The 19,699-nt window shown below is 35.5% G+C and carries 17 protein-coding genes, 1 tRNA gene and 1 pseudogene; 5 read left to right on the top strand and 14 right to left on the bottom strand.

Going from position 1 to position 19,699, the window contains the following annotated elements:
• Positions 1-214: 214 nt before the first annotated feature.
• Positions 215-1,752: pseudogene (locus QWZ06_RS21995) on the bottom strand (SulP family inorganic anion transporter).
• 610 nt (positions 1,753-2,362) lie between these two features.
• On the opposite strand from QWZ06_RS21995, the gene QWZ06_RS22000 reads away from it, so the two are divergent.
• Both QWZ06_RS22000 and QWZ06_RS22005 read left to right on the top strand, forming a co-directional pair.
• Positions 2,363-2,788 carry a transposase gene (locus QWZ06_RS22000; RefSeq protein ID WP_290301130.1) on the top strand — a complete coding sequence of 142 codons (426 nt, stop codon included), beginning with the start codon at positions 2,363-2,365 and terminating at the stop codon, positions 2,786-2,788.
• Between the two features lie 11 nt (positions 2,789-2,799).
• Positions 2,800-3,150 carry a helix-turn-helix domain-containing protein gene (locus tag QWZ06_RS22005; RefSeq protein ID WP_290301131.1) on the top strand — a complete coding sequence of 117 codons (351 nt, stop codon included), beginning with the start codon at positions 2,800-2,802 and terminating at the stop codon, positions 3,148-3,150.
• Positions 3,151-3,645: 495 nt separating this feature from the next.
• On the opposite strand, the gene QWZ06_RS22010 is transcribed toward QWZ06_RS22005, so the two are convergent.
• The 9 genes from QWZ06_RS22010 to QWZ06_RS22050 form a co-directional block, all read right to left on the bottom strand.
• Complete coding sequence (locus tag QWZ06_RS22010) at positions 3,646-4,440, bottom strand: hypothetical protein (protein ID WP_290301132.1); 795 nt, start codon at positions 4,438-4,440, stop codon at positions 3,646-3,648.
• Positions 4,441-4,639: 199 nt separating this feature from the next.
• A tRNA-Ser gene (locus QWZ06_RS22015) sits at positions 4,640-4,727 on the bottom strand.
• A 175-nt stretch (positions 4,728-4,902) separates the two neighbouring features.
• On the bottom strand, positions 4,903-5,124 hold the full coding sequence (locus tag QWZ06_RS22020; RefSeq protein WP_290301133.1) for a phosphate ABC transporter substrate-binding protein: 222 nt from the start codon (positions 5,122-5,124) through the stop codon (positions 4,903-4,905).
• Positions 5,125-5,465: 341 nt separating this feature from the next.
• Complete coding sequence (locus QWZ06_RS22025) at positions 5,466-5,999, bottom strand: DUF6584 family protein (RefSeq protein ID WP_290301134.1); 534 nt, start codon at positions 5,997-5,999, stop codon at positions 5,466-5,468.
• 10 nt (positions 6,000-6,009) lie between these two features.
• Positions 6,010-6,687: a hypothetical protein gene (locus QWZ06_RS22030; RefSeq protein WP_290301135.1), complete on the bottom strand. Its 678-nt coding sequence runs from the start codon at positions 6,685-6,687 to the stop codon at positions 6,010-6,012.
• A gap of 121 nt (positions 6,688-6,808) precedes the next feature.
• Positions 6,809-7,216 (bottom strand): hypothetical protein, encoded by a 408-nt coding sequence (locus QWZ06_RS22035; protein WP_290301136.1) that lies wholly within the window; start codon positions 7,214-7,216, stop codon positions 6,809-6,811.
• A 26-nt stretch (positions 7,217-7,242) separates the two neighbouring features.
• Complete coding sequence (locus QWZ06_RS22040) at positions 7,243-7,824, bottom strand: hypothetical protein (RefSeq protein WP_290301137.1); 582 nt, start codon at positions 7,822-7,824, stop codon at positions 7,243-7,245.
• A 46-nt stretch (positions 7,825-7,870) separates the two neighbouring features.
• On the bottom strand, positions 7,871-8,419 hold the full coding sequence (locus QWZ06_RS22045) for a hypothetical protein (RefSeq protein WP_290301138.1): 549 nt from the start codon (positions 8,417-8,419) through the stop codon (positions 7,871-7,873).
• Positions 8,419-9,387: a TROVE domain-containing protein gene (locus QWZ06_RS22050; RefSeq protein WP_290301139.1), complete on the bottom strand. Its 969-nt coding sequence runs from the start codon at positions 9,385-9,387 to the stop codon at positions 8,419-8,421. The genes QWZ06_RS22045 and QWZ06_RS22050 overlap by 1 nt, the downstream gene beginning before the upstream one ends.
• A gap of 522 nt (positions 9,388-9,909) precedes the next feature.
• Here QWZ06_RS22050 and QWZ06_RS22055 point away from each other — a divergent pair.
• The 3 genes from QWZ06_RS22055 to QWZ06_RS22065 are packed head-to-tail and all read left to right on the top strand — an operon-like array spanning position 9,910 to position 12,703.
• Entirely contained in the window at positions 9,910-10,356 is a 447-nt protein-coding gene (locus QWZ06_RS22055; RefSeq protein ID WP_290301140.1) for a VOC family protein, read from the top strand.
• Positions 10,357-10,365: 9 nt separating this feature from the next.
• Positions 10,366-11,202 carry a helix-turn-helix domain-containing protein gene (locus tag QWZ06_RS22060; protein ID WP_290301141.1) on the top strand — a complete coding sequence of 279 codons (837 nt, stop codon included), beginning with the start codon at positions 10,366-10,368 and terminating at the stop codon, positions 11,200-11,202.
• A gap of 55 nt (positions 11,203-11,257) precedes the next feature.
• Entirely contained in the window at positions 11,258-12,703 is a 1,446-nt protein-coding gene (locus QWZ06_RS22065; RefSeq protein ID WP_290301142.1) for an MFS transporter, read from the top strand.
• A gap of 42 nt (positions 12,704-12,745) precedes the next feature.
• On the opposite strand, the gene QWZ06_RS22070 is transcribed toward QWZ06_RS22065, so the two are convergent.
• Genes QWZ06_RS22070 through QWZ06_RS22085 form a run of 4 tightly spaced genes read right to left on the bottom strand, consistent with a single transcriptional unit; the run spans position 12,746 to position 19,310 of the window.
• Positions 12,746-13,372 (bottom strand): SWIM zinc finger family protein, encoded by a 627-nt coding sequence (locus tag QWZ06_RS22070; protein WP_290301143.1) that lies wholly within the window; start codon positions 13,370-13,372, stop codon positions 12,746-12,748.
• Positions 13,373-13,416: 44 nt separating this feature from the next.
• Positions 13,417-14,094, bottom strand: a complete 678-nt coding sequence (locus QWZ06_RS22075) for a hypothetical protein (protein WP_290301144.1) — start codon at positions 14,092-14,094, stop codon at positions 13,417-13,419.
• 4 nt (positions 14,095-14,098) lie between these two features.
• Positions 14,099-16,795, bottom strand: coding sequence for a DUF6493 family protein (locus QWZ06_RS22080; protein ID WP_290301145.1), 2,697 nt, complete (start codon positions 16,793-16,795; stop codon positions 14,099-14,101).
• Complete coding sequence (locus QWZ06_RS22085) at positions 16,776-19,310, bottom strand: DUF6493 family protein (protein WP_290301146.1); 2,535 nt, start codon at positions 19,308-19,310, stop codon at positions 16,776-16,778. The genes QWZ06_RS22080 and QWZ06_RS22085 overlap by 20 nt, the downstream gene beginning before the upstream one ends.
• Positions 19,311-19,699: the final 389 nt, after the last annotated feature.

Raw genomic sequence — 19,699 nt, forward strand, 5'->3', positions numbered from 1 at the left:
TCATAAATGTGTTACTTTGTATCTCCGTTTTAAGATATTTTATGATTTGAGGGAAAAATAAAAAAGAAGGACTGTAGATTTTTCTTACAGTCCTGTTATCATTATAGAGGTTAGTTATTATAATTTGATTCAAAGTTGAAGGCTTAAAGTTACTTGCTTTTTCACTTTTCATCTCACTTTTCAAATCTCTTCCTCTTGTCTCACTTTTTACGTTCTACTTTTCCGGTATTACCTTATACGTAGGGTCTTCCTGAATATTGACTTCTACTACGGCTTCGGCATTTTGTAACATTTTGCGGCAGTCTTCACTAAGATGACGAAGTAATATTATTTTTCCTTGCTGTTTGTATCGTTTTGACAATTTATCTACTGCATCAATGGCACTCATATCTACAATACGGCTTTCCTTAAAGTCTACAACAACTTCTTCAGGATCATTCATAGGATCAAATTTATCAGCAAAGGCCGTTGCAGAGCCAAAAAATAATGGGCCATATATTTCGTAATGCTTAACACCATTATCATCAGTATATTTTTTGGCACGGATTCTCTTGGCATTATCCCATGCAAAAACTAAAGCGGAAATAATCACTCCTACCAACACAGCAAGGGCAAGATTATGCAGAAGTACGGTAATTAAGGCTACGGTAACTCCCACAAATATGTCCGACTTCGGCATTTTATTCACAATTCTAATCGAAACCCACTGAAAGGTACTGATAGCCACCATCATCATTACCCCTACTAAGGCCGCCATCGGAATTTTCTCAATGATTGGTGCTCCAAACAGAATAATCAATAAGATCATGATAGAAGCAATAATTCCCGACAGGCGTGCTCTGGATCCCGCGTTCAGATTCACTAATGTCTGGGCAACCATTGCGCATCCTCCCATTCCACCAAAAACCCATTGGTAATATTAGCTAATCCCTGTGCTACTGATTCTTTGTTGGCACTTCCTTTCGAATTGGTAATCTCATCCACCATAGATAAAGTTAACAATGATTCAATAAGACCTACCCCAGCCATAATTAAGGCATAGGGGAAAATTATCTGCAGGGTTTCCAGAGAGAAAGGAATCTGTGGGATATGAAAACTTGGAAGATTGCCACTGATATGTGCAATATCTGCTACGGTTTTCGTCGGAATATTAAATCCAAGAACTACAGCAAATACAACAATAATAGCAGCCAAAGAAGCAGGAACGGTTTTGGTGAGTTTTGGAAAGAAGTAGACTACGGCAATAGTAAGTGCCGTTAAACCTCCCATAATGTATAAAGGTACTCCCTGAAGCCAGTTTACAACTCCATTGGCATTTGTAATTTTAAACTGCTCAACCTGCGCCATAAAAATAATGATTGCCAATCCGTTCAGGAATCCATACATAACCGGTTGTGGAATAAGCCTTACAAATTTGCCTAGTTTAAAAACCCCAACAAGTATCTGAAGTATTCCAGCCAAAGCTACTGTAGCAAAAAGGTATTCGATCCCGTGAGATTTTATGAGCGCAATCAAAACTACAATCGTTGCTCCGGCTCCTCCTGAAACCATTCCCGGCCGGCCTCCCAAAACAGCTGTTACCAACCCCATCAGACAGGCAGCATACAATCCGGTAAGGGGCGAGAGCCCTGCCAGAATTGCAAATGAAAGCGATTCGGGAATCATGGTCATAGCTACCGTAAAGCCTGCCAATAGTTCATTTTTATAATTTATTTTCTTCGATAAATCGAATAAGCTGATTGTATTTTTCATTGCAATGCAAAGGTAAATACTTACTGAATGGTATCCAATTTTTCTCTTTTACCTTTTATTATTCTTTTTTATTTAGGATAATTCACACTTCTGTTCAAATAATATGTTAATTTTAATTAAAATTCGTCCATAAACAAACTTTTTTATATTTCTCTTTGTCTTCGCTTTTAATTTTTGTTTAAATTTGAAAGCAATTAAGCAGATTATTTGGTACTAAAGAAGATATTCTAAACATAAGAAACTGGTTGTCAACACACATACAACCATTCAACACAAAAGCTTAACGTAAATAGAATTGCATGAAACAAGTTTAATAGGCTATATATTATTTACACAAATGGTAGAAAAAAGAAGTTTGAAAAAGAAGATGAGCGATTACCCGTTGGAAATAAAGCCTATACCTAAAATATCTTTTTAAGATTAAGCTGTCCTAACCTATTTCCAAAGACTTTATAAGTCGCATTAAGGAATTCAATATTTTGAATGTATCCTGTATTCTCTGATTTCAAAATTAAGTGAATTACACGTTGTAATTATAGAATAATATATATCACCTATTTTGCGTTTTCTTATGCATAAGTTTTAATAATATAGATAATATTAAATAAAAATGTTATACAAAGAAATCCATATTGGAAAGTTTATTAAGGAGAGGGTTGATGAAAATGAAATAACCATGGAGAGGATATGTAAATTCCTGGACAAAGATGAAGATGCTATAGAAAGGATGTACAACAGTAGATCAATAGAAGTGGATCTTCTCCTGAGATGGAGTAAATTATTAGAATATGATTTTTTCAGGCTCTATAGTTCACATTTAATTTTATATGCTCCGCCTGCAGCAGCCAATAAAAGTCCGCAAAAATCTGACAAGATCCCTTACTTCAGAAAAAACATTTATACTCAGGAAATTAAAGAATTCATCATGAAAAGGATTCTTTCGGGGGAAATGACGCAGAGTGATGTCATTAAGGAGTATTCTATTCCTAAAAGCACCCTTCACAGGTGGCTTCAGAAAACGGATATTAACGGATAAATTAACAAGAGATGCGTCCCAATTATAAAAAGATATACCTGGACATGCTCAAAATGGAGTATCCTGATAAACTAAAAGATCCTAAGATAAAGGAACTTCTCGGAAAGCTGGATACCAGTGAAGATGTACTGAAGTTCAATGACAGACTTTTCAAACCTTCTAAGGAAAGCCAGAGAAACAATCAAAAACTTAAGACTTACGACAAAAAAACGATGCTTAAGCTTCTTGAATATCAAAAGAAGCATGGTCATTCTACCAGTTATATGTCTAAAAAATACAAGATAAGCAGAACAACTCTCTCAAAATGGAAACTCATGTTTGAGGAAGAGCTGGATGATGCCATGAAAAAAGCCGATAAATAGTATATCGGCTTTTTTTATAAGGTAATAATAAGAAAAACTCGGGGCACACGTAAGCCGGAGTCGAACCGGATAGCCTTGCCGGAGTAACCGACTTCGCTATTCCTCCCCAATAGGTACGATGAAGTTTTTTCTAACGACACTTATCATTTAGAAAGGAAGCTGGAAGTGGGAAGAAAGGAGGTTGTTAAAGTCTGAAAGAATAACTTGTCGGACTTTTTAGAAAATTACGATACAAAGATGAGTTCTTCCTCCCCGCTTTTGGCTTCGTTTATTTAATTTTTTGTAAATATTTTATTTTAAATAATAAAACAAGGCGACAGGTAAATAGTGATGTCGTGCTCTAACCAGCTGAGCTACTCTTCCTGTATTTTGAGTGGAAGAGACGGGACTCGAACCCGTGACACCGTCGTGATGAATGAAGTAGCACTATTCTACGGCACTTGTTTGTTTTTATTTTTCTTCTTCAGCTATATAGGCTTTAACGATAGGATGAACTCAGGATTTTTCAGGGTGATACCTTAACCCAAAACTACTCCAACCAGAAGACCAATAGAGAATTCTTTCTTTCAGACAAGGAATATCTTTGGTTTCATCATATTTAAAATTTTCATCAAATATTTGCTGAACCTCATCAATAAGTTCCGGATAAAACATTTGGTCTTCTTCATCAAAGACCTCTATATGAATATCAAGATGACTCATTAGCTCATTTAATAAATAAGTTCTGAAATCCCAGCCCATAACAATAATATCAGAAGACCCCATAGAAATAATTGGCTTCCATTTAAGATTTTCATCGCTTACAATATATCGAAAACCCGTCAAAGGTAAAAGAGCCGGAACATGAGAAAACCATTCTTCAAAAATTTCTATTCTCTTATCCAAAGATTCAGGTTTTAATCCCCACGACTTCAGCCAAACCTGACTTTTTTCATCAACATCGTACTTCAGCCAATTATAAGAGCTTTTTATTATTTCCTCAACTTCCTTTTCATCAGCAAGCCAATTATAGAAAAAAGAACATTCTTCTATAATCAGTTCTCCTTCATCTTCATATTCAACAATTTCTTTTTTGTCGATAGTATGAAGAATTTTTAGAAATTCTTTGTGTTCAGGTGTAAAACTGACCTCATATTTTCTCTCAACCTGATCAATCTGCTCTTCAGAAAGCCCTTGCCATCTGGCACCATAAAATCCTTTAGGACAATTTTCATCATCTACAGACCACAATTTTTCTGTACGTTCTTTGACCCAGTATAAAAATTCAGTCAGATTACTTGGTATATCCATTGTTATTAATTTTAAAAATAAAAAGAGGCAAGATTCGAAAAGACTTGTACAAGATCACTTTCATGACCTTCTGGAGTTGAACCAAATTAAACCGAAGTAAGCCTTTTCTACGGCACTCTTTCTTATATACAAATCAGGGTAATTTTTTTAGAATCGTTCATGCATTTGCTCTACCTGCTGAGCTACCTCTCCTTTTCGAGGGAAAAGGCAGGATTCGAACCTGCGACCCAATGTTTATTCAATCTCGAAGTATGATTCTATGACGACACCTGATTTTTAACTTTTTCATTTGTATTCGTTTCAAGTAAGATCCCTTATGAACATTTGAAAACAGCAAGGCAATCAGTCAAACAGACTCGTATTAACGGTGTGCTATCTTTACACCACGTACTTCCGCACAACAGGACTTGAACCTATACCTCTGTTACCCCACGAAGTAATTCTGTTTTACGGCACTTGCTTTTAATTTTTCCATTGGGTTCTTCTGTATTTCTTCCAGTTTCGCTGAAACTTGGTATCCTTTGCGTTTACCACTTCTAAACCATGTGGAAAACAATATGAACACCCCAGGTCATCTCCGTGTTGGATTCTTGAAATCTGTATGCCGGAAATTTTCTTCGGAAAATCAATCCATTCATCTTCATTGATTCCGAATTTTTGTCTTAATGTTTTAATTTTTTTCATGAGTATTGAGTATTAACCTCAATACACTGCTTCTTTAAGATCTGCTTTATAACTATTCATGGTTATTAGTTTATGTTACAAATTTATAGGGTTACTGCGCATTCTTTTTACGCAGTTCTTTTTTTTATAAAACCAAGCAATAAATCATAAGAGTAATTAATGTTTCAATTGGAAGTTGACGATGAAACTCTTATTAACGGCATTGGTTTGTTTTTACTGGGTAATTTGACGAAAGACACTGTCAGTTTTGGAATCGAAGTAAGTCTTTCTGACGACACCGGTACTATTAACACTGCAAAATTACATTGCAGGTACGCATCCTTTTTACGTAGTTTATTTTTTTAATAGGAAAATAATGATTTTATCAGTTCAAAAAATTTGACAACGCCTAAAATAGGAAGTGATATCAGAAATACTATCAATGCGGCAATACATATTTTATTTACAAAACTTGCTGGGTTTTCAATTTCTGAATACTTTCCTTTCTCTCTGTTTTTAGGTTTAAAATCAGGAATATGCTTTGTTTTTTTGAGGCTATCTTTCTCAAGTTCAGCAAAAATATTCATGGCATATTCATTAAGCTGAGCCTTACTACCTCTGAAAACAATATCTTTTAAAATAGCATTTCCGGAATTGCTTAATGTCTTTCTGTAAAGCTCAACAGCTTTTTCCATTTCCTCATTTTCAGGTTCAGACAAAATCCAGAACTTTCCGGCTTCATCAAGAAATCCTGCGTTATAATAAATCTGGCCTAATTTAGTTCTCAAAGAAAGATCATCTGGAAACTGATTGATTAAATTTCTTAATCTGTCACAAGCTTTTTTCTTTTTCCCTTCTTTCAGATCCAGTTCTACTTTATCAAACAAATTTCCCATAGTTTAATTTTTATTCAATGCCGGACATATGTTTTGAAATTTTTTCAGCATTATTAATATTCATTTTTTTCAAAATTTCTAAAATTCTATTTTTAAAACGAAATTGATGTTGGATCACTTTTCCCAACTCGGTTTGAAACTCTGATTCTTCAACTTCAAATTTTATTTTTACATTTTTTACCTCATTGATATTGGCGTCTGTATAATCTGAAAAACTAATCACTCCGTTTTCTCTTTTATACAAAATCCAAGGATGTCCAATCCACATTTCTGCCCAGCCGAAAGATCTATTATCAACCACTTTCTGCCAATTTTCTACATTCTCAAGATCCCCACAACAACTTGGCTGAATAAGCACCTCATCATCTTTTTTTAGCACGACTCCACCGTCAAAAGATAGGACAAATCCATTCTCATCGGGATCATCAAATTCTACTTCGCTCAGTTTTGCCGCTACAATAGCCTGCAAACTTTCGTCATCAATCGTTTCAATATCTACCAAATTGGAACCTTTTTGAATGCCATTAAAATTAAGGGTAAGTCGGGAAGCTGTTTCTGTCCATTTTAAAAACCATTCTTCAGGATCGGGATAATCCGCAATTTCAGGTAATTCAAAGTCTTCTTTGGCATACTTTAATGGATTAACTTCAATGGTATTAATAAGCTCTATCATATTGTATCTCTTCATTTATTAGCCCCGATTGCAGCGACATCCTTTTTCTGAATTGGCCTAAACCAGGGGAAAAAGATATAGCGGAAAGCGGGAAAAAGCTTCTAATATACTAATTTTTATGAGGCTTATTTTATTTTTAAATTTCTATGAATAGCTGAGCTCTTTTTTGAATAACATTTTCCACGAATCTTTTAAAAACAGGATAATAATATTCTTCAAAATCCTGATCTGCCTTTTGACTATTCTTTATGGATTCTAAAGTTCTCAGAAAATCATCAGCGTCTATTTCTTCGGTTTCATGATCACACCATCCTATACACTCTGTGTAATGCCTTACAAATTCGGGCAATTGTCTGTATTCACATAAAGGAATTCCTTCATAATACCAATAATTAAGGTAGCTTCCGAAGCTGCCGCCGCCAAAAGTTACAGATTCTTTTTGTCCTTCAAATTCTGTCCACAATGCATATTCGGCACCACAATCAGGGGCTCCGCAAACAGAGCATATACAGAGGTGGGTAAGATCTTCTACGATTTTTTCCATATTAATGATAATGAATTGGGTATAATTTAACTGATACAAAATCTTCCTTTTCGGACAAATACTTCATAATAATCCCAGGCATTAAGCTGGTTAATTTTTTCCAGAACATCTGTTAATCTTTCCCGTTGTCTGGATTTCAGACCTGTCTTCAGTACATCATCTGTGCAATATTCATGTATCTTATTTCTAAATTCAGGGCTCATTACATGCTGACGCATTTTTTCCAGAACCTGCATTCTAACGGTTAACAATAATTCATCCTCCCAGTCCTTTTGTTCTTTTTGAACATACATGGTATCATACCTTTCAAATTCAAACGGAGAAAAGCTTGTACACCAATCACCCCAGAGGTATTCTTCAGAACTTCCAGTAAAGATCTCCATGGTATTGCCATCAATCGTAATGACTGAATCCATATTCATCTGGTCATCTTTTATAGATTTAATCCATTCTTCAGCATCCTGATGAATCTTTAAACCATGGAAGTTTACTACAAAAAAATCTTCTCCATAATCGAAGCATAGTGATTTCTTAAATTTGAATTGAAAAGATTCTTTCCCTATTCGTACAACATTTACAAACACGGGATATTTATTGATAATCTTCATGCGTTTATTTTTTAAAAGTTGAGGATCATTGAAAATGCAGTGCCTTTTACAGCACTACTTTTTCAATCATTTCGATAGCTGATTTTTGATCTTCCAAGGCATTCAATACATCGAAAATCTTGTCTGACCAGCCCGCAATGAGATATACATCATTTCTTTTGACATCAATAGGCTGTCTGCCGTATCCTGCCAAATCAAAAATATAAAGTTTAGCATGAGGAGCTATCGTCTTATACTTGCTCCATGTATCTTCAAAAGAGTTTCCTCTTCCGCTGCTATCCCACATTTGTGTATCGGTAAACAGCATTACTTTATCTACGATTTCTTTTCTTTTGATCAAATCTTCGATCACCAGATAACCATTCGTAGAGTATCCTACTTCGCCTTCTCGTTTGTAGAAGGCATCTACATTGTTCAGAATGCCTTGTTTGGGCATTGCAACACGCAACCATCGGTCACCAAAGATTCCTGTAGTCACATTCTGACACTTCGACTGTAGAATCATAGACATCAGTAAACCGATATCATACAACAACACTTTGCTCTTAGGAGAAACCGATTTCTGCATAGAACCTGAAACATCGGCCGCAATCACTACCGAAGTACTGAATCCGAACCTTTGATATTTTGCGCACTTACCACTACAGCTTCTTCCAATGCACTCCAAACAGAGGATAGATAAGGGGAATCAATTTTTTTTAATTCTCTGTAGGCAGCCAGAAAGCGGAATGGCAATTGTTTTGAATTGCGCACTGCTTTTTCATCTGACAAATAACTACAAACCTTGCTCATGGCCTCAGGAGATACTCCTGCTTCAAGAATATTTCTTAGGTTTCGCAAAGTAGCCATATATCCTAGTTTATTACTGAAAATCAGTTCTTCCCATTTGCTTTTGAAAGCCTGTTTCTTTTCAGTTTCATTGGCAAATTTCGTCTGACCCAATACTGAAAGTTCTACTTCCCATGTATAAGGAGTTTCTAAAATATCATTGACAATCTTGTTGAAAGTAGTCTGTTGATTTTCATCTTTTGCTTTTGGATGAACCAGAAACAAAGCATCTTTTAAGGTTACTTCTCCTTTTCTGTTGTATTTAGCAAACTGATATTCATCAAATTTATTGAAAGATTTTACCAGACCTTTCTGGATTTGCTTTGACAATCTGTTCAGTTTTTTGGTATCTGCTCTTTCATTAGCGAGTTGATAATATGCTAGTAATTCTGTAATTTCATCAGCTCTCTGAACCACACCCTCTACAGTTCTACTCACCAGATCTGTACCGGAAGTTTCCTTCGCTAATTCTGTGGCTAAAACTAATGGAATGGAACGCAAATGCATATCTTTTCTTGCATATACAGCTAGCTTTGCAACAAATTCAGGATTATTTTTCTGAATCAGAGATTGTATTCTCTCTAATCTGTCATTTCCTTTTTCGTAAGTAATATCTGACAGTCCTGTTGTCACTACAGCACTGTACAATTCTTCTGCCGGTGTCATCACATATGCTTTCGCACCTTCGTGGTTGGTTACCTCTATTTTTTCTTTTCTTAGAAAGTTAAATTTCATGAGTTACTGTTTTTATTGTTAAACATAGGAAGAGTTTTTACTTCCTCTCTGATTTCTGATGCAAAGTAAGAACAGTATTACGCAGTCTTTTTGCGTAGATTGTTTTTTTGAAAAAATTTTATTTTTTATTTCAAAAAGCTTAAAAAAGAGATTTGAAATTCTTGTAGATTTTGCTGATGAGAGAGGTTTTTAAGTTTTGGCTAAAGCCAATGGAATTTGATGGTTTATTTGTTTGGCCGGGCTAAAGCCCGCCCCTATTGATGTTGATATCTGTATGAATAATTGACGTTTAATCCACAGGATGGGCTAAAGCCCACCTCTATTGATGTTGATATCCGCATGGATAATAGATGTTTAACGATAAGATCTTTTATCTTTTATCTTTTATCTTTTATCTTTTATCTTTTATCTTTTATCTTTTATCTTTTATCTTTTATCTATGATTCATTTTTATGAAAGAAATCGTTATTATAAGGCTGTTATAAGAGTCTTTTCTAGCTTTGTTGTATTAAAATTAAAGCTATGATTAAAGGATTATATGAGACCCACGTTCAGGTAAGTGATTTGGAAAAAGGTATTCAGTTTTATACTGAAGTGTTGGGATTGAAATTGGCTCATAGAGATGAAACAAGACCTATAGCCTTTCTTTGGGTTGGGGAAGGAAAGGAGTTTATGCTTGGATTATGGGAGCAAAAAGAAAACCTTCAGACAAGGCATTTTGCATTTACAAGTACTCAAGAGGACATTTTGAATTATTCCGTGGAGTTTTTAGAAAATAAAAATTTAAAACCTTATAATTTTTTGAAGAATGGAAGTGTAGAACCTATGGTATTTGCATGGATGCCTGCGTTAGCCATCTATTTTAATGATCCGGATGGTAATCAGCTGGAGTTTATTTCCATTCTGGAAGGAGACAGTAAGCCTGGGCTGGGCGTACTTTCTTATGAAGAATGGATGAATCTTCAATAGAACTTAAAAATGAATTCAGATATCCTTCACACACAAGATATCAGTCGGTTTCTGGCTGCAGTTCCGCAAAAGAATAATGATTATATTGTTTTGCTGTGTTTGAAGGGCTATACTTCGATCAAAATCGGGCATCATAGTTTTGAACTTGGCCCGACTATGATCGCTATTCTTTCCCCGGGCAGAATATTTTCGACAGAAAAAACATCAGCTGATCTGGAAGTGATGCAGCTGCATTTTGATCAATCATTTCTCAACAAAACGTTTATACGGGAAGAAGTTATCAATCAGCTGCTGGAACTCAATCCCGACTACCCGCCTGTATATTCTCTTGAAGACTCTTTCCCACGAGTTTTGGAAAAATTCAAATGTATAGAAAATGAACTGATGACACAATCAGCCTATCATCTGGATGTTGTACGCCTGATTACTCTTGAAATCCTATACGAGTATAACAGAGCCTGCGAATTTTGTCTTCTTGGTTTTAAAAAGAATATGAACCGTAATTATCAACTTACCTATGAGTTCAAAAAACTGGTGGATCAACATTTTATCCATTGGAAAACAGTGGCAGACTATTCTTCATTTTTAGGAATCAGTGCCAAGCATCTTACTGAAGTTGTAAGAATTGAAACCGGAAGCACCGCCTTACGCATTATCCATGAAAGACTATTACTAGAAAGTCAATATTTACTCAAGCACACCACTTGTTCTATAAAAGAATGTGCTTATCAGCTAGGCTTCGAAAGCCCCTCTTACTTTACTCGTTTTTTTAAAAATAATACCGGCATGAATCCGAATGCTTATCGCTCTCAGCCGCAAAATGTGATAGACAAACCACCGTTTTGATATTGTCATTTTTTACCCTTCTTATGAAATTTGCAATCATCTATTTTATGATTATATGAAGGGTACAAACAATCAATCAACTACTTTAGACAATACCTCATGGTATGCCTTATTCTCCAATGGAAACGGAATAAAAGCCATTACTTTAGCATTGGGAGTTATGCTCCATGCTACGAATGTCTATCTTGCAACTACCGTGATGCCGTCTATTATAAAAGAAATCGGCGGATTAGAATATTACGCCTGGAATACTACTTTATTTGTTGTAGCATCCGTAATTGGTTCTGTGGTTTCTGCCAATCGGATATCCAAACTGGGACCCAGAAAGTCTTATCAGACTGCTATTATTATTTTTTCATTGGGCACTTTACTCTGTTCATTAGCCACATCTATGCCCATTTTATTATTCGGACGTTTTATACAGGGACTTGGAGGTGGATTGCTATTTGCGCTGTCTTATGCAATGATCAGAATTATATTTAAAGAAAATTTGTGGCCGCGTGCTATGGCTCTTGTTTCCGGGATGTGGGGAATTGCTGCTTTTTCCGGTCCTTTTATTGGAGGATTTTTTGCAGAACATGATAAATGGCGATGGTCATTTGGTTCTCTTTTGATTATATGCCTGATTATATTGATTATTGCATCAACCATTCTCCCTAATAAAAAAGGTAAAAGTATAGCTCCATCCGTTCCTGTTTTAAAGTTATTGATGCTCGTTCTGGCTTCTTTTTCTGTTTCTGCAGGAAGTATTTTTGAAAACAGTCTGCTGAATATTACAGGAGTTGTGCTTGCTCTTTTTTTCCTATATGTTGTAAAAGTCAGTGAAAATAAAAGTTCCGGGGCACGACTTCTTCCTTCTGGATCTTACCTGCTTTCATCTCCATTAGGAAAAGTATATGCTGTCATGTTTCTTCTGACAATTGCCACTTCCATAGAGATTTTTGTTCCTTATTTTGCCCAGATCCTTAATGAATTCACCCCTATTCAATCAGGATACCTTACGGTACTGATTGCTATTGGCTGGACTCTATCCTCTTTGATATTTTCCGGGATAAAGTCTCAATTTTCTAACCAATTAATTCTTACAGGATGTATTATTATGCTAATAGGGCTAGCTGGACTTACCTTAATTTCATTTCCCATCAACATAACACCTATTTCCAAACTCATTTTGAACTGTTTATTCCTACTGGCAATAGGAATGGGAGTTGGAGCCGGATGGCCTCATCTATTAACCCAAATATTCTCTTTGGCACCTAATGGTGAAGAAGAACTTACCTCAGCTTCCATAACAACGGTACAACTTATCGCTACTGCATTTGGAGCAGCTCTTGCAGGGCTAGCCGCAAATATTGGAGGCATTACAGTTCCTGGAGGGATAGAAGGTACACAAAATGCATCTTTAGTTTGTATGGTACATTTTCACTGGCTCCTTTTCTTGCTATTATTGTTCTTGTCTCTGGTAAAAAATAAATGTTTATTAAATCTATTGTCATGCTAACGAACATCGGCAAGCCTTTTAGGCTTGCCGATGTCTTTATATTTAATGTACAAGATTTATTATTTTCTTTACTGCCAGAACATGTTTACAAGGCCCTCTTTCACCTTGATACTTGCTAAACCATTCACAGGTACAGCGTTCTTTATCTTCTTCAAGAATTACAGTATGATGTACTCCCGTGCCTTCTACCCTTGCCTCAGTTCTTTCTTTAGTATTATTTAAAATTTCCACTTTCCCATCTTCAATTAGCTTTTCGGCATTTTTCATGCGAGGGTTCAAACCTAAGATACGACTTAACTTAAAAGGTAATCGGCGGTAGAAAAATTCATTTTCATCAAGGTCATATCCGAGTAAGCCCATTGCGGCCAATCTTTTTGTTAAATGATCTGTTTTGCTCAAACTAAGATTCTCTTCTATTGCCAGAGTTGTTGCATTGAATGACTGATTGGCATAAGCATATTTATCTAATGCATCCATCCATTCATCAGGGATTTCAGTTGTAAGGCTGTTCAATACAGCACCTTCGCCTGAGAATCCACGCCAGCTTTCTCTTGATAAAGAAAAACTGAATCTTATATTTCCCATATAAAGCTGCCAGGTCGTAGATTGCATATTCGGATGTGGAAATACCTGCATAGCATCAATATAAGGAAGCAGAGGCTCCAGCAAACGAAGCCTGTGAAGGCCTCCAATACAAACTGCATCAATCGATCTTACCGGAGAAACATAGGTTTATTCCCTCTTACTATCAGGTAATAATCGGACTTCACGACCCCTTTCGGCATTCCTCTGAACAACTGTTGGGTCTGAATCTTATTAAAGGTATGTTGTTTTTCAGATTCGGAAAGATAAATTTGTACTGTTCCCAGACCTTTGATCCATTTTATCGGTAGCGGAACTTTTCTTTCCACTACTTTTTTTTCTTCTTTATACAGTCCTACTTCTTTTTCTCCCACAGAAAGCATGATCTGTTCATTAGGACGAATGCTTCCCAAAGCAGTGATCATCGTCTGATTAAAATCTACATTGGTTGTTCCGTTTTCTAGAAACTCACCATCCAATCCGCCAGGAAGGACATCCACACGGGCATATACTCCGGCACAATGAGAAAAACCTTCAAAACGAAGTCTTTCATTCCCCGCAGTCACGATCGGGTCTTTAAGAAGTGTCATTTGAAATGGTGATAGACTGAAACTCGATTTCACAATATTGGAAAGTGTAATCAGGCAACGAGCCAATATAAAAGGTTGTTTCACATTCCCCCAGAAAAAACAGGGGACATCCGTTTTTTTCTGTATCTCGCTGTATTGCGCAAGAAACAGTTCTTCAAGAGCATCTTTCTTTACGAATGAGGATGATCTTGAATAATTATAAGTAAGCATATCTTCCATAAATCTATTTTTTTAGAAGATGATTGCAGATTTTTTTCAGGCTCGAGTTTTCTTTCCAGTCGTTAAGTTTTTCAATTACTTTTTTATTAGCTTCCGACTGGTTTAAAGCTAATACTTCATGGTAAACTTCCAACAGCTTCTTCAGATTGGTAACAGGTTGATCCATCTGAAGGAGAATATTAGAAATTAATTCTTCCAATGCAATATTATGATTTTTACTGACATTCAGCATCTGATGTTGAATAAGATCTGTAAATCTTTTTACCGGTGCCCATTCCAGTTTTTCGTGCGTTCCGATCACTTTTCCTAGTTGTGCATTGTCTATCATCTTATGAGAGACATGTTCCAGCCAGATTTCTGCAGCAGTTCCACGGATTGTTTTATCACCATCCAGGAAAATAGTTCCCAGAAACAGATATCCCATTTCCGCTAAAGGCTTTTTAACCTGATAAAGGGCTTGTGCCGTATTGAGTACCAGATTTCTTTCGTAGACTTCTGCAATACCTGAATAGAAAAGACAGCTTTTAATCACTTTAGCCAAAGCATTCCCCAAGGTATTCGGAAAGCACCACATCATCCCTATTGTTTCAGAAAGCTCCCTTGGCTCAGCAATAAAATACTCCAAAAGCAATGGTTCTTTTCTTTTTTCAACGTGATATTTTGGAATGGTAATATTCAGCTCAGCCGGATAATAGGAATTTTTCTTGCTATCAATAGTTTTCCATTGATAAGTCCCTGAGAAGAATTCAAAGGGAATTGTATCATATCCAAAACTGCTAAATTCTTTAAAAACAGTTCCCGGAGAACGTGTAATTCCAGCGGTCATCCACCATGCAGGATGTTCAAACTTTCCTTTTGGCTGTGCATTTTTACCAAAGAAGAAAAACAAAAGCTCTTTATATTCTCCTTTTAGTTTTGCTTCAGCAAGTTCTAATGCTTCAGAAGTATTATCTAAAGCACATCGTTGTAACGCCAACTGCATATCCAGATGGTGAGGTTCTATATCCTTATCCTGATATACCTGCAGTCTTTCTACCAAAGTGACAGGACAGATCCAACAAGGAGCATGGGTAATGGCAAATAGTAAAGGAACGCTGTCCCCAGCATTTATTTTTTCATAAGTATATATTGCCAATTCTTTAAAAGCTTTCATTACAGGACTTTCTGCTCCCACTTTTGCAATGGGACCAAGCTTTTTTTGGTAGTTTAAATAACCTTCTCTTGCAGCTTCCTCGTTACTGGTTTTATGATATATTTTTTCCAGATTTTTAAGTTGATCAGGATATTTTTCTAATAAACTTAATCCATAATTAATAATGAGATTGCATATCAGGACATTCAAATATGGAACTTCCCATTTTGCAATGGTTTTACAGGCTTTAAGAAATACGGGTTCTATTAATTTTACAGACTCTTCATTGATATCATTAGCAAAGCGGGCAAAGCCGGACAAAGCCGTATCACAATGATGGCTGTATGGATCTTCTATGGCTAAAGGAAGGAAAAACATCAGATCTTCAAAGCTCTCCAATACCTTAACTTTATTTTCTTCTGTAGTTAAAGATATCTTTTCTGAAACTATTGCTTCCAGTTCCTGAAGTTCTTCCTCTATATATGGATCTAAAAGCGTCCGTACATTCGTCAGAATATTATCTGAATAATGAGAAAGCGATTCCTTTATCGTTTCGGATGGAGGAATATATTTCAGAATAATCTTTGCTGCTTTTGACTGTATGCTGTCATCTTTGCTTACAAATGCAGAAGTTAAAGCAATTCCTAAGATTTCAGGATCAAGTTTTTTATGTTGAAAGATCTTTTCTGTTAAAGTAAGGCTGGCCATCACCACTGTTTTAACTTCCTGACTCAACAAATTAGGAAGATAATGAGCAAATTCATCATTTTTAAAAGCAGGGCTTCCTACCATTTTCTTCAAATGTATAAGAATAGTATTGACTGCTTTTGATTGTGAAGAAGCCAATCCGGCTAATAATTCATCCTGAAGTCCTACCAATTCATCCTCTGATGGTTTTAAAGCTGTAAAAGCATCCATAAACCAACCTGTTACATTCTTATTAAAATTTCTGTTGGAAGCCAGTAGACATTCTCTTAAAAATCTTTTTCTGTCAACCTTTTGTTCTGTAACAAGTTTTTGCACCAATGGGAACCATTCTCTCTGGAATGGTAATGATTTGGATGGATATTCACACAGATACCAAAAATGGGTATTGAGTGTTTCGGGATGCTGATCGAGATCTGCCGGATAATTGCTCAGGTGATGTCCCAGCAACTCTGGCTTAGGTTGAATATAGCCTTTTTCTGCCCAGCCTAAAATATGCTGATAATTGAAAGCTGTAAACTCGGCATCAACAGAATCATTGATAAAGTCGGAAAACCAATCTGGGCATCCCCATTCTAAGATCTGCTCTGTTTGTTCTATATTACGAAAAAGACTCCAGTAATTTTTACCAAAGTTTTTTTGATCCATACAAACAAATGATGCAATATCAATAATTGAATGTTGATTTACAGAACCTGCTGTATGGTAAGAATTTTTAGTCATGATGATCTTGTTGATCTCACGATCTATTTTTTTTATCGTAGGTACTAATGTCTGCTTTTCTTCTGCAGTAAGCTGCTTTAGAAAAGGGACTATCTCATGTATTTTTTCCTCATTAAGGATCTCATAAAGTCTTTCTTTCATGTGTTTTAATTTGATGTATAATTTTTTTCAGGTTATTCTCATTTTCCCATTCTTTTAAAACTTCTGCAACTGTTTCGTTTACCTCAGTTCTGTTTTGGTTCAGCAACTCATAATAGAGTTCTAAAAGTTTTTTGATATTAAAAACCGGTTTTTCAACTGTTGAAAGAATGGATATCAACAGTTTTTCAAAAACCTGGTTATGTCTGGCACTCAGATTAATAAACCCAGAAAGGATATCTGTAAATCGTTTTACAGGTGCCCATTCAAAATTGATCTTCTTGCCTATGATAATGCCCAGTTCCAGAATATTAAAATCCTCCGAAACCGCCTTGTTTACTAGGGCTTCAAAAGCCATACCAGAGAATGTTTTATCTTTGTGAAACAATCCTGCCGACAGAAGCAAATAATGCACATCCTGAAACGGAAGATTAAGTTTCATCCAGGAATCCAGGAATTCTATATTTCCTTTTATGTCATACTGATAGGCAGAACAGGATAAATCACCATTGTATTTTCCTGCAGCTAATGATCCCGAAAAATAAGGGGTGGTATATAAAGCACGAATCAGATCATCCTGGTACATCGTATGGTAAGAATTGAAAATATGATCCAGAAATGAAGCATTTTCAGGAAGTTCTTTAGTATTTTCAATAGAGATTAATGACTCAGGAACTTCTTCTGTTCCATTCCATTTATAGATCTTTTTATATCCCAGCTGCCAGTCGAAGCTGCCATCAAGAAATTCTTTTTTATAGCGTTCTGAAAAATAGTTTTCCTCCCAAATTGGCTTAAGAAGATCAAAATATTCCTCATTAAGCTGCTCTTTTGCATATTGTTCTCCTTTTTTCAGATTCTCTTTTTTCACCCGAAGTAAGGCAATCTCCAGATCAAAAGGAATAGGCTTCTCCTTTTGCAGTTGATAAATTTTTAATTTATCTACAAGAGTATTCACCGTAATCCAGCAAGGTGTATGCTCCGGAACCGAAAGTAACGGAAGTTGTTTATTCTCTTTTAAAAATTCAAATATCCCTAAAAGAAGCTTTTGATATGCTTTAAAAATAAAGGGTGTTCTTTTCTCACTCCAGTTTTCAAGCGTAGGGAAGCTTAAATAGGCATCCGATACTACTTTCGATTTATTTTTCTGTTTCAGCAAACCATAATTAATCACAAAAGTCGCCATCAAATGTTGGAATCCTACCGCTTCTTTTCTTTTGAATGCTGCATTAAAAGTAGGTTCAAGCTGATTAAAATTTTCTTCTTCAAAAGTATCGTTAAATCTTATCAAAGCATCCAAAAACAGATCAATATGGTAAATCTCATGATTATTAAAGATCTGAGAAGCCAGGAAAATAAAATCATCTGTAGCTTCTATAGGAGTAATAGGCTGTGAAATATACCATGAAGCCTCTTCATAGCTCTGCATTTCTTTCCTTTCAAGAATCTCATTTCCTTTCAAGAATTTCGCCAGCAAAGATTGAGCATCAGAAAGAAGGGATGCTGTATAAAATGTCAGTTCTGTTTTTATTTTTTCTGATCGAGGATCTCCGTATTTAACAATGAGCTTTGCTCCTTTAGTTTGAAGTGTTTTGTCTTTATTCAAAAAGACAGGCATCAAAAACAAGCATACTGTTTCATGATATTTTTTATCATCTTTTGCTATTTTTTCCAGTACCTGAAGCAATGCATTGACAATATTCTTCGTTGGAAGGGTCATTAAAGTTGCTGCAGCCTGTAGAAAGTCTTGTGTTTTAAAACCTTTTTCTGCAACGATCAAATTGATAATCTTTAAGACTCCCGGAAACAAGGAATGTTGTGTGGAATGAAAGATCATAAATACTTCATCCTGTAAATTCAGAATTTCTTTATGAGTAGGTTCCAGATAAGCAAAAGCTTCCAGGAACCAGGTATTATGTTCTTTTGAAAAATTAAAATTGATTGCAGCAAGACTGGCTTTCAATATTCTTGAACGGTCAATTTTCTTTTCTTCAACAAGGTTTTTTAAAATATCTTTCCAACTTCTGCTTTGATAAATAGATGTAATACTGCATTCATGCTCAAACAAATACCAGATATGGGATTCCAGAGTTACCGGATAGGTAAACAGTGTTTCTTCTGTCCTCGATGATGAAGAAAGCAAAGAAGCCCAGATTTCATCCTGAAGAGTCAGATAACCTTTCTGTTCCCATTCCAACACTTTCAGATAATCGAATCCATTGAGAAACAGATGACTCTCTCCAATCCAATCAGGAATATCGGTTTCAAAAAGTTCATCAACAAGTTCTACCGGAATGGAATGGAATCCCGGTCTCATCTTTTCATATTCCTCCTTCGTTGTACTGCATGCCAAAGCAGCCAACACCGATATCGTATTGTGCCCCCATTCTTTATTGATGTGTTTCTTCAAAATGGCAGCGACTACTCTTTTATCTTTAGGTGTAAGCTTTTTAAGGAAAGGAATAATTTCCTTGATCTTATAGTTTAAATATATAACCTTAAACTGCTCGTCAATAAGCATAAATTCATTCTTGCCCGGCTAAAATAAAGAAATTTGATTGTCCGGAAGTAAATTATCCCTAAAAAGTGAATTTTTTAACAAAATTTTAAGTTAATAAAAGTACTTCTATCACTTGTTTTGACTCAATATTGAGTTCTCCCATTGTAAAGATATATGAAATAAAAAATCATTAAAGCCCGTCTAAAGCTGGTACTTTTATTAATATATTTTTGAAAAAAGACTGAGGATTGAAATGAAAAAATGAAAATTACGATTCAGTTATCAAATCACAACATATTCATAATTTACTGAAAATCAATAATATCAAGTCATTTCTATATGCAAAGTACTTTTTACCTCTACTTTCTGTCTTACAATGTTATTGAAAAAGAATATATTCATAATCTTCA

The organism is Chryseobacterium tructae (assembly GCF_030409875.1).
GTDB lineage: Bacteria > Bacteroidota > Bacteroidia > Flavobacteriales > Weeksellaceae > Chryseobacterium > Chryseobacterium tructae.

Bases quoted from the DNA above. Each gene is read 5' to 3' on its own strand.
- QWZ06_RS22000 (WP_290301130.1), top strand. From the start codon at position 2,363: ATGTTATACAAAGAAATCCATATTGGAAAGTTTATTAAGGAGAGGGTT.
- QWZ06_RS22005 (WP_290301131.1), top strand. From the start codon at position 2,800: ATGCGTCCCAATTATAAAAAGATATACCTGGACATGCTCAAAATGGAG.
- QWZ06_RS22010 (WP_290301132.1), bottom strand. From the start codon at position 4,440: ATGGATATACCAAGTAATCTGACTGAATTTTTATACTGGGTCAAAGAA.
- QWZ06_RS22020 (WP_290301133.1), bottom strand. From the start codon at position 5,124: ATGAAAAAAATTAAAACATTAAGACAAAAATTCGGAATCAATGAAGAT.
- QWZ06_RS22025 (WP_290301134.1), bottom strand. From the start codon at position 5,999: ATGGGAAATTTGTTTGATAAAGTAGAACTGGATCTGAAAGAAGGGAAA.
- QWZ06_RS22030 (WP_290301135.1), bottom strand. From the start codon at position 6,687: ATGAAGAGATACAATATGATAGAGCTTATTAATACCATTGAAGTTAAT.
- QWZ06_RS22035 (WP_290301136.1), bottom strand. From the start codon at position 7,216: ATGGAAAAAATCGTAGAAGATCTTACCCACCTCTGTATATGCTCTGTT.
- QWZ06_RS22040 (WP_290301137.1), bottom strand. From the start codon at position 7,824: ATGAAGATTATCAATAAATATCCCGTGTTTGTAAATGTTGTACGAATA.
- QWZ06_RS22050 (WP_290301139.1), bottom strand. From the start codon at position 9,387: ATGAAATTTAACTTTCTAAGAAAAGAAAAAATAGAGGTAACCAACCAC.
- QWZ06_RS22055 (WP_290301140.1), top strand. From the start codon at position 9,910: ATGATTAAAGGATTATATGAGACCCACGTTCAGGTAAGTGATTTGGAA.
- QWZ06_RS22060 (WP_290301141.1), top strand. From the start codon at position 10,366: ATGAATTCAGATATCCTTCACACACAAGATATCAGTCGGTTTCTGGCT.
- QWZ06_RS22065 (WP_290301142.1), top strand. From the start codon at position 11,258: ATGAAGGGTACAAACAATCAATCAACTACTTTAGACAATACCTCATGG.
- QWZ06_RS22075 (WP_290301144.1), bottom strand. From the start codon at position 14,094: ATGGAAGATATGCTTACTTATAATTATTCAAGATCATCCTCATTCGTA.
- QWZ06_RS22080 (WP_290301145.1), bottom strand. From the start codon at position 16,795: ATGAAAGAAAGACTTTATGAGATCCTTAATGAGGAAAAAATACATGAG.
- QWZ06_RS22085 (WP_290301146.1), bottom strand. From the start codon at position 19,310: ATGCTTATTGACGAGCAGTTTAAGGTTATATATTTAAACTATAAGATC.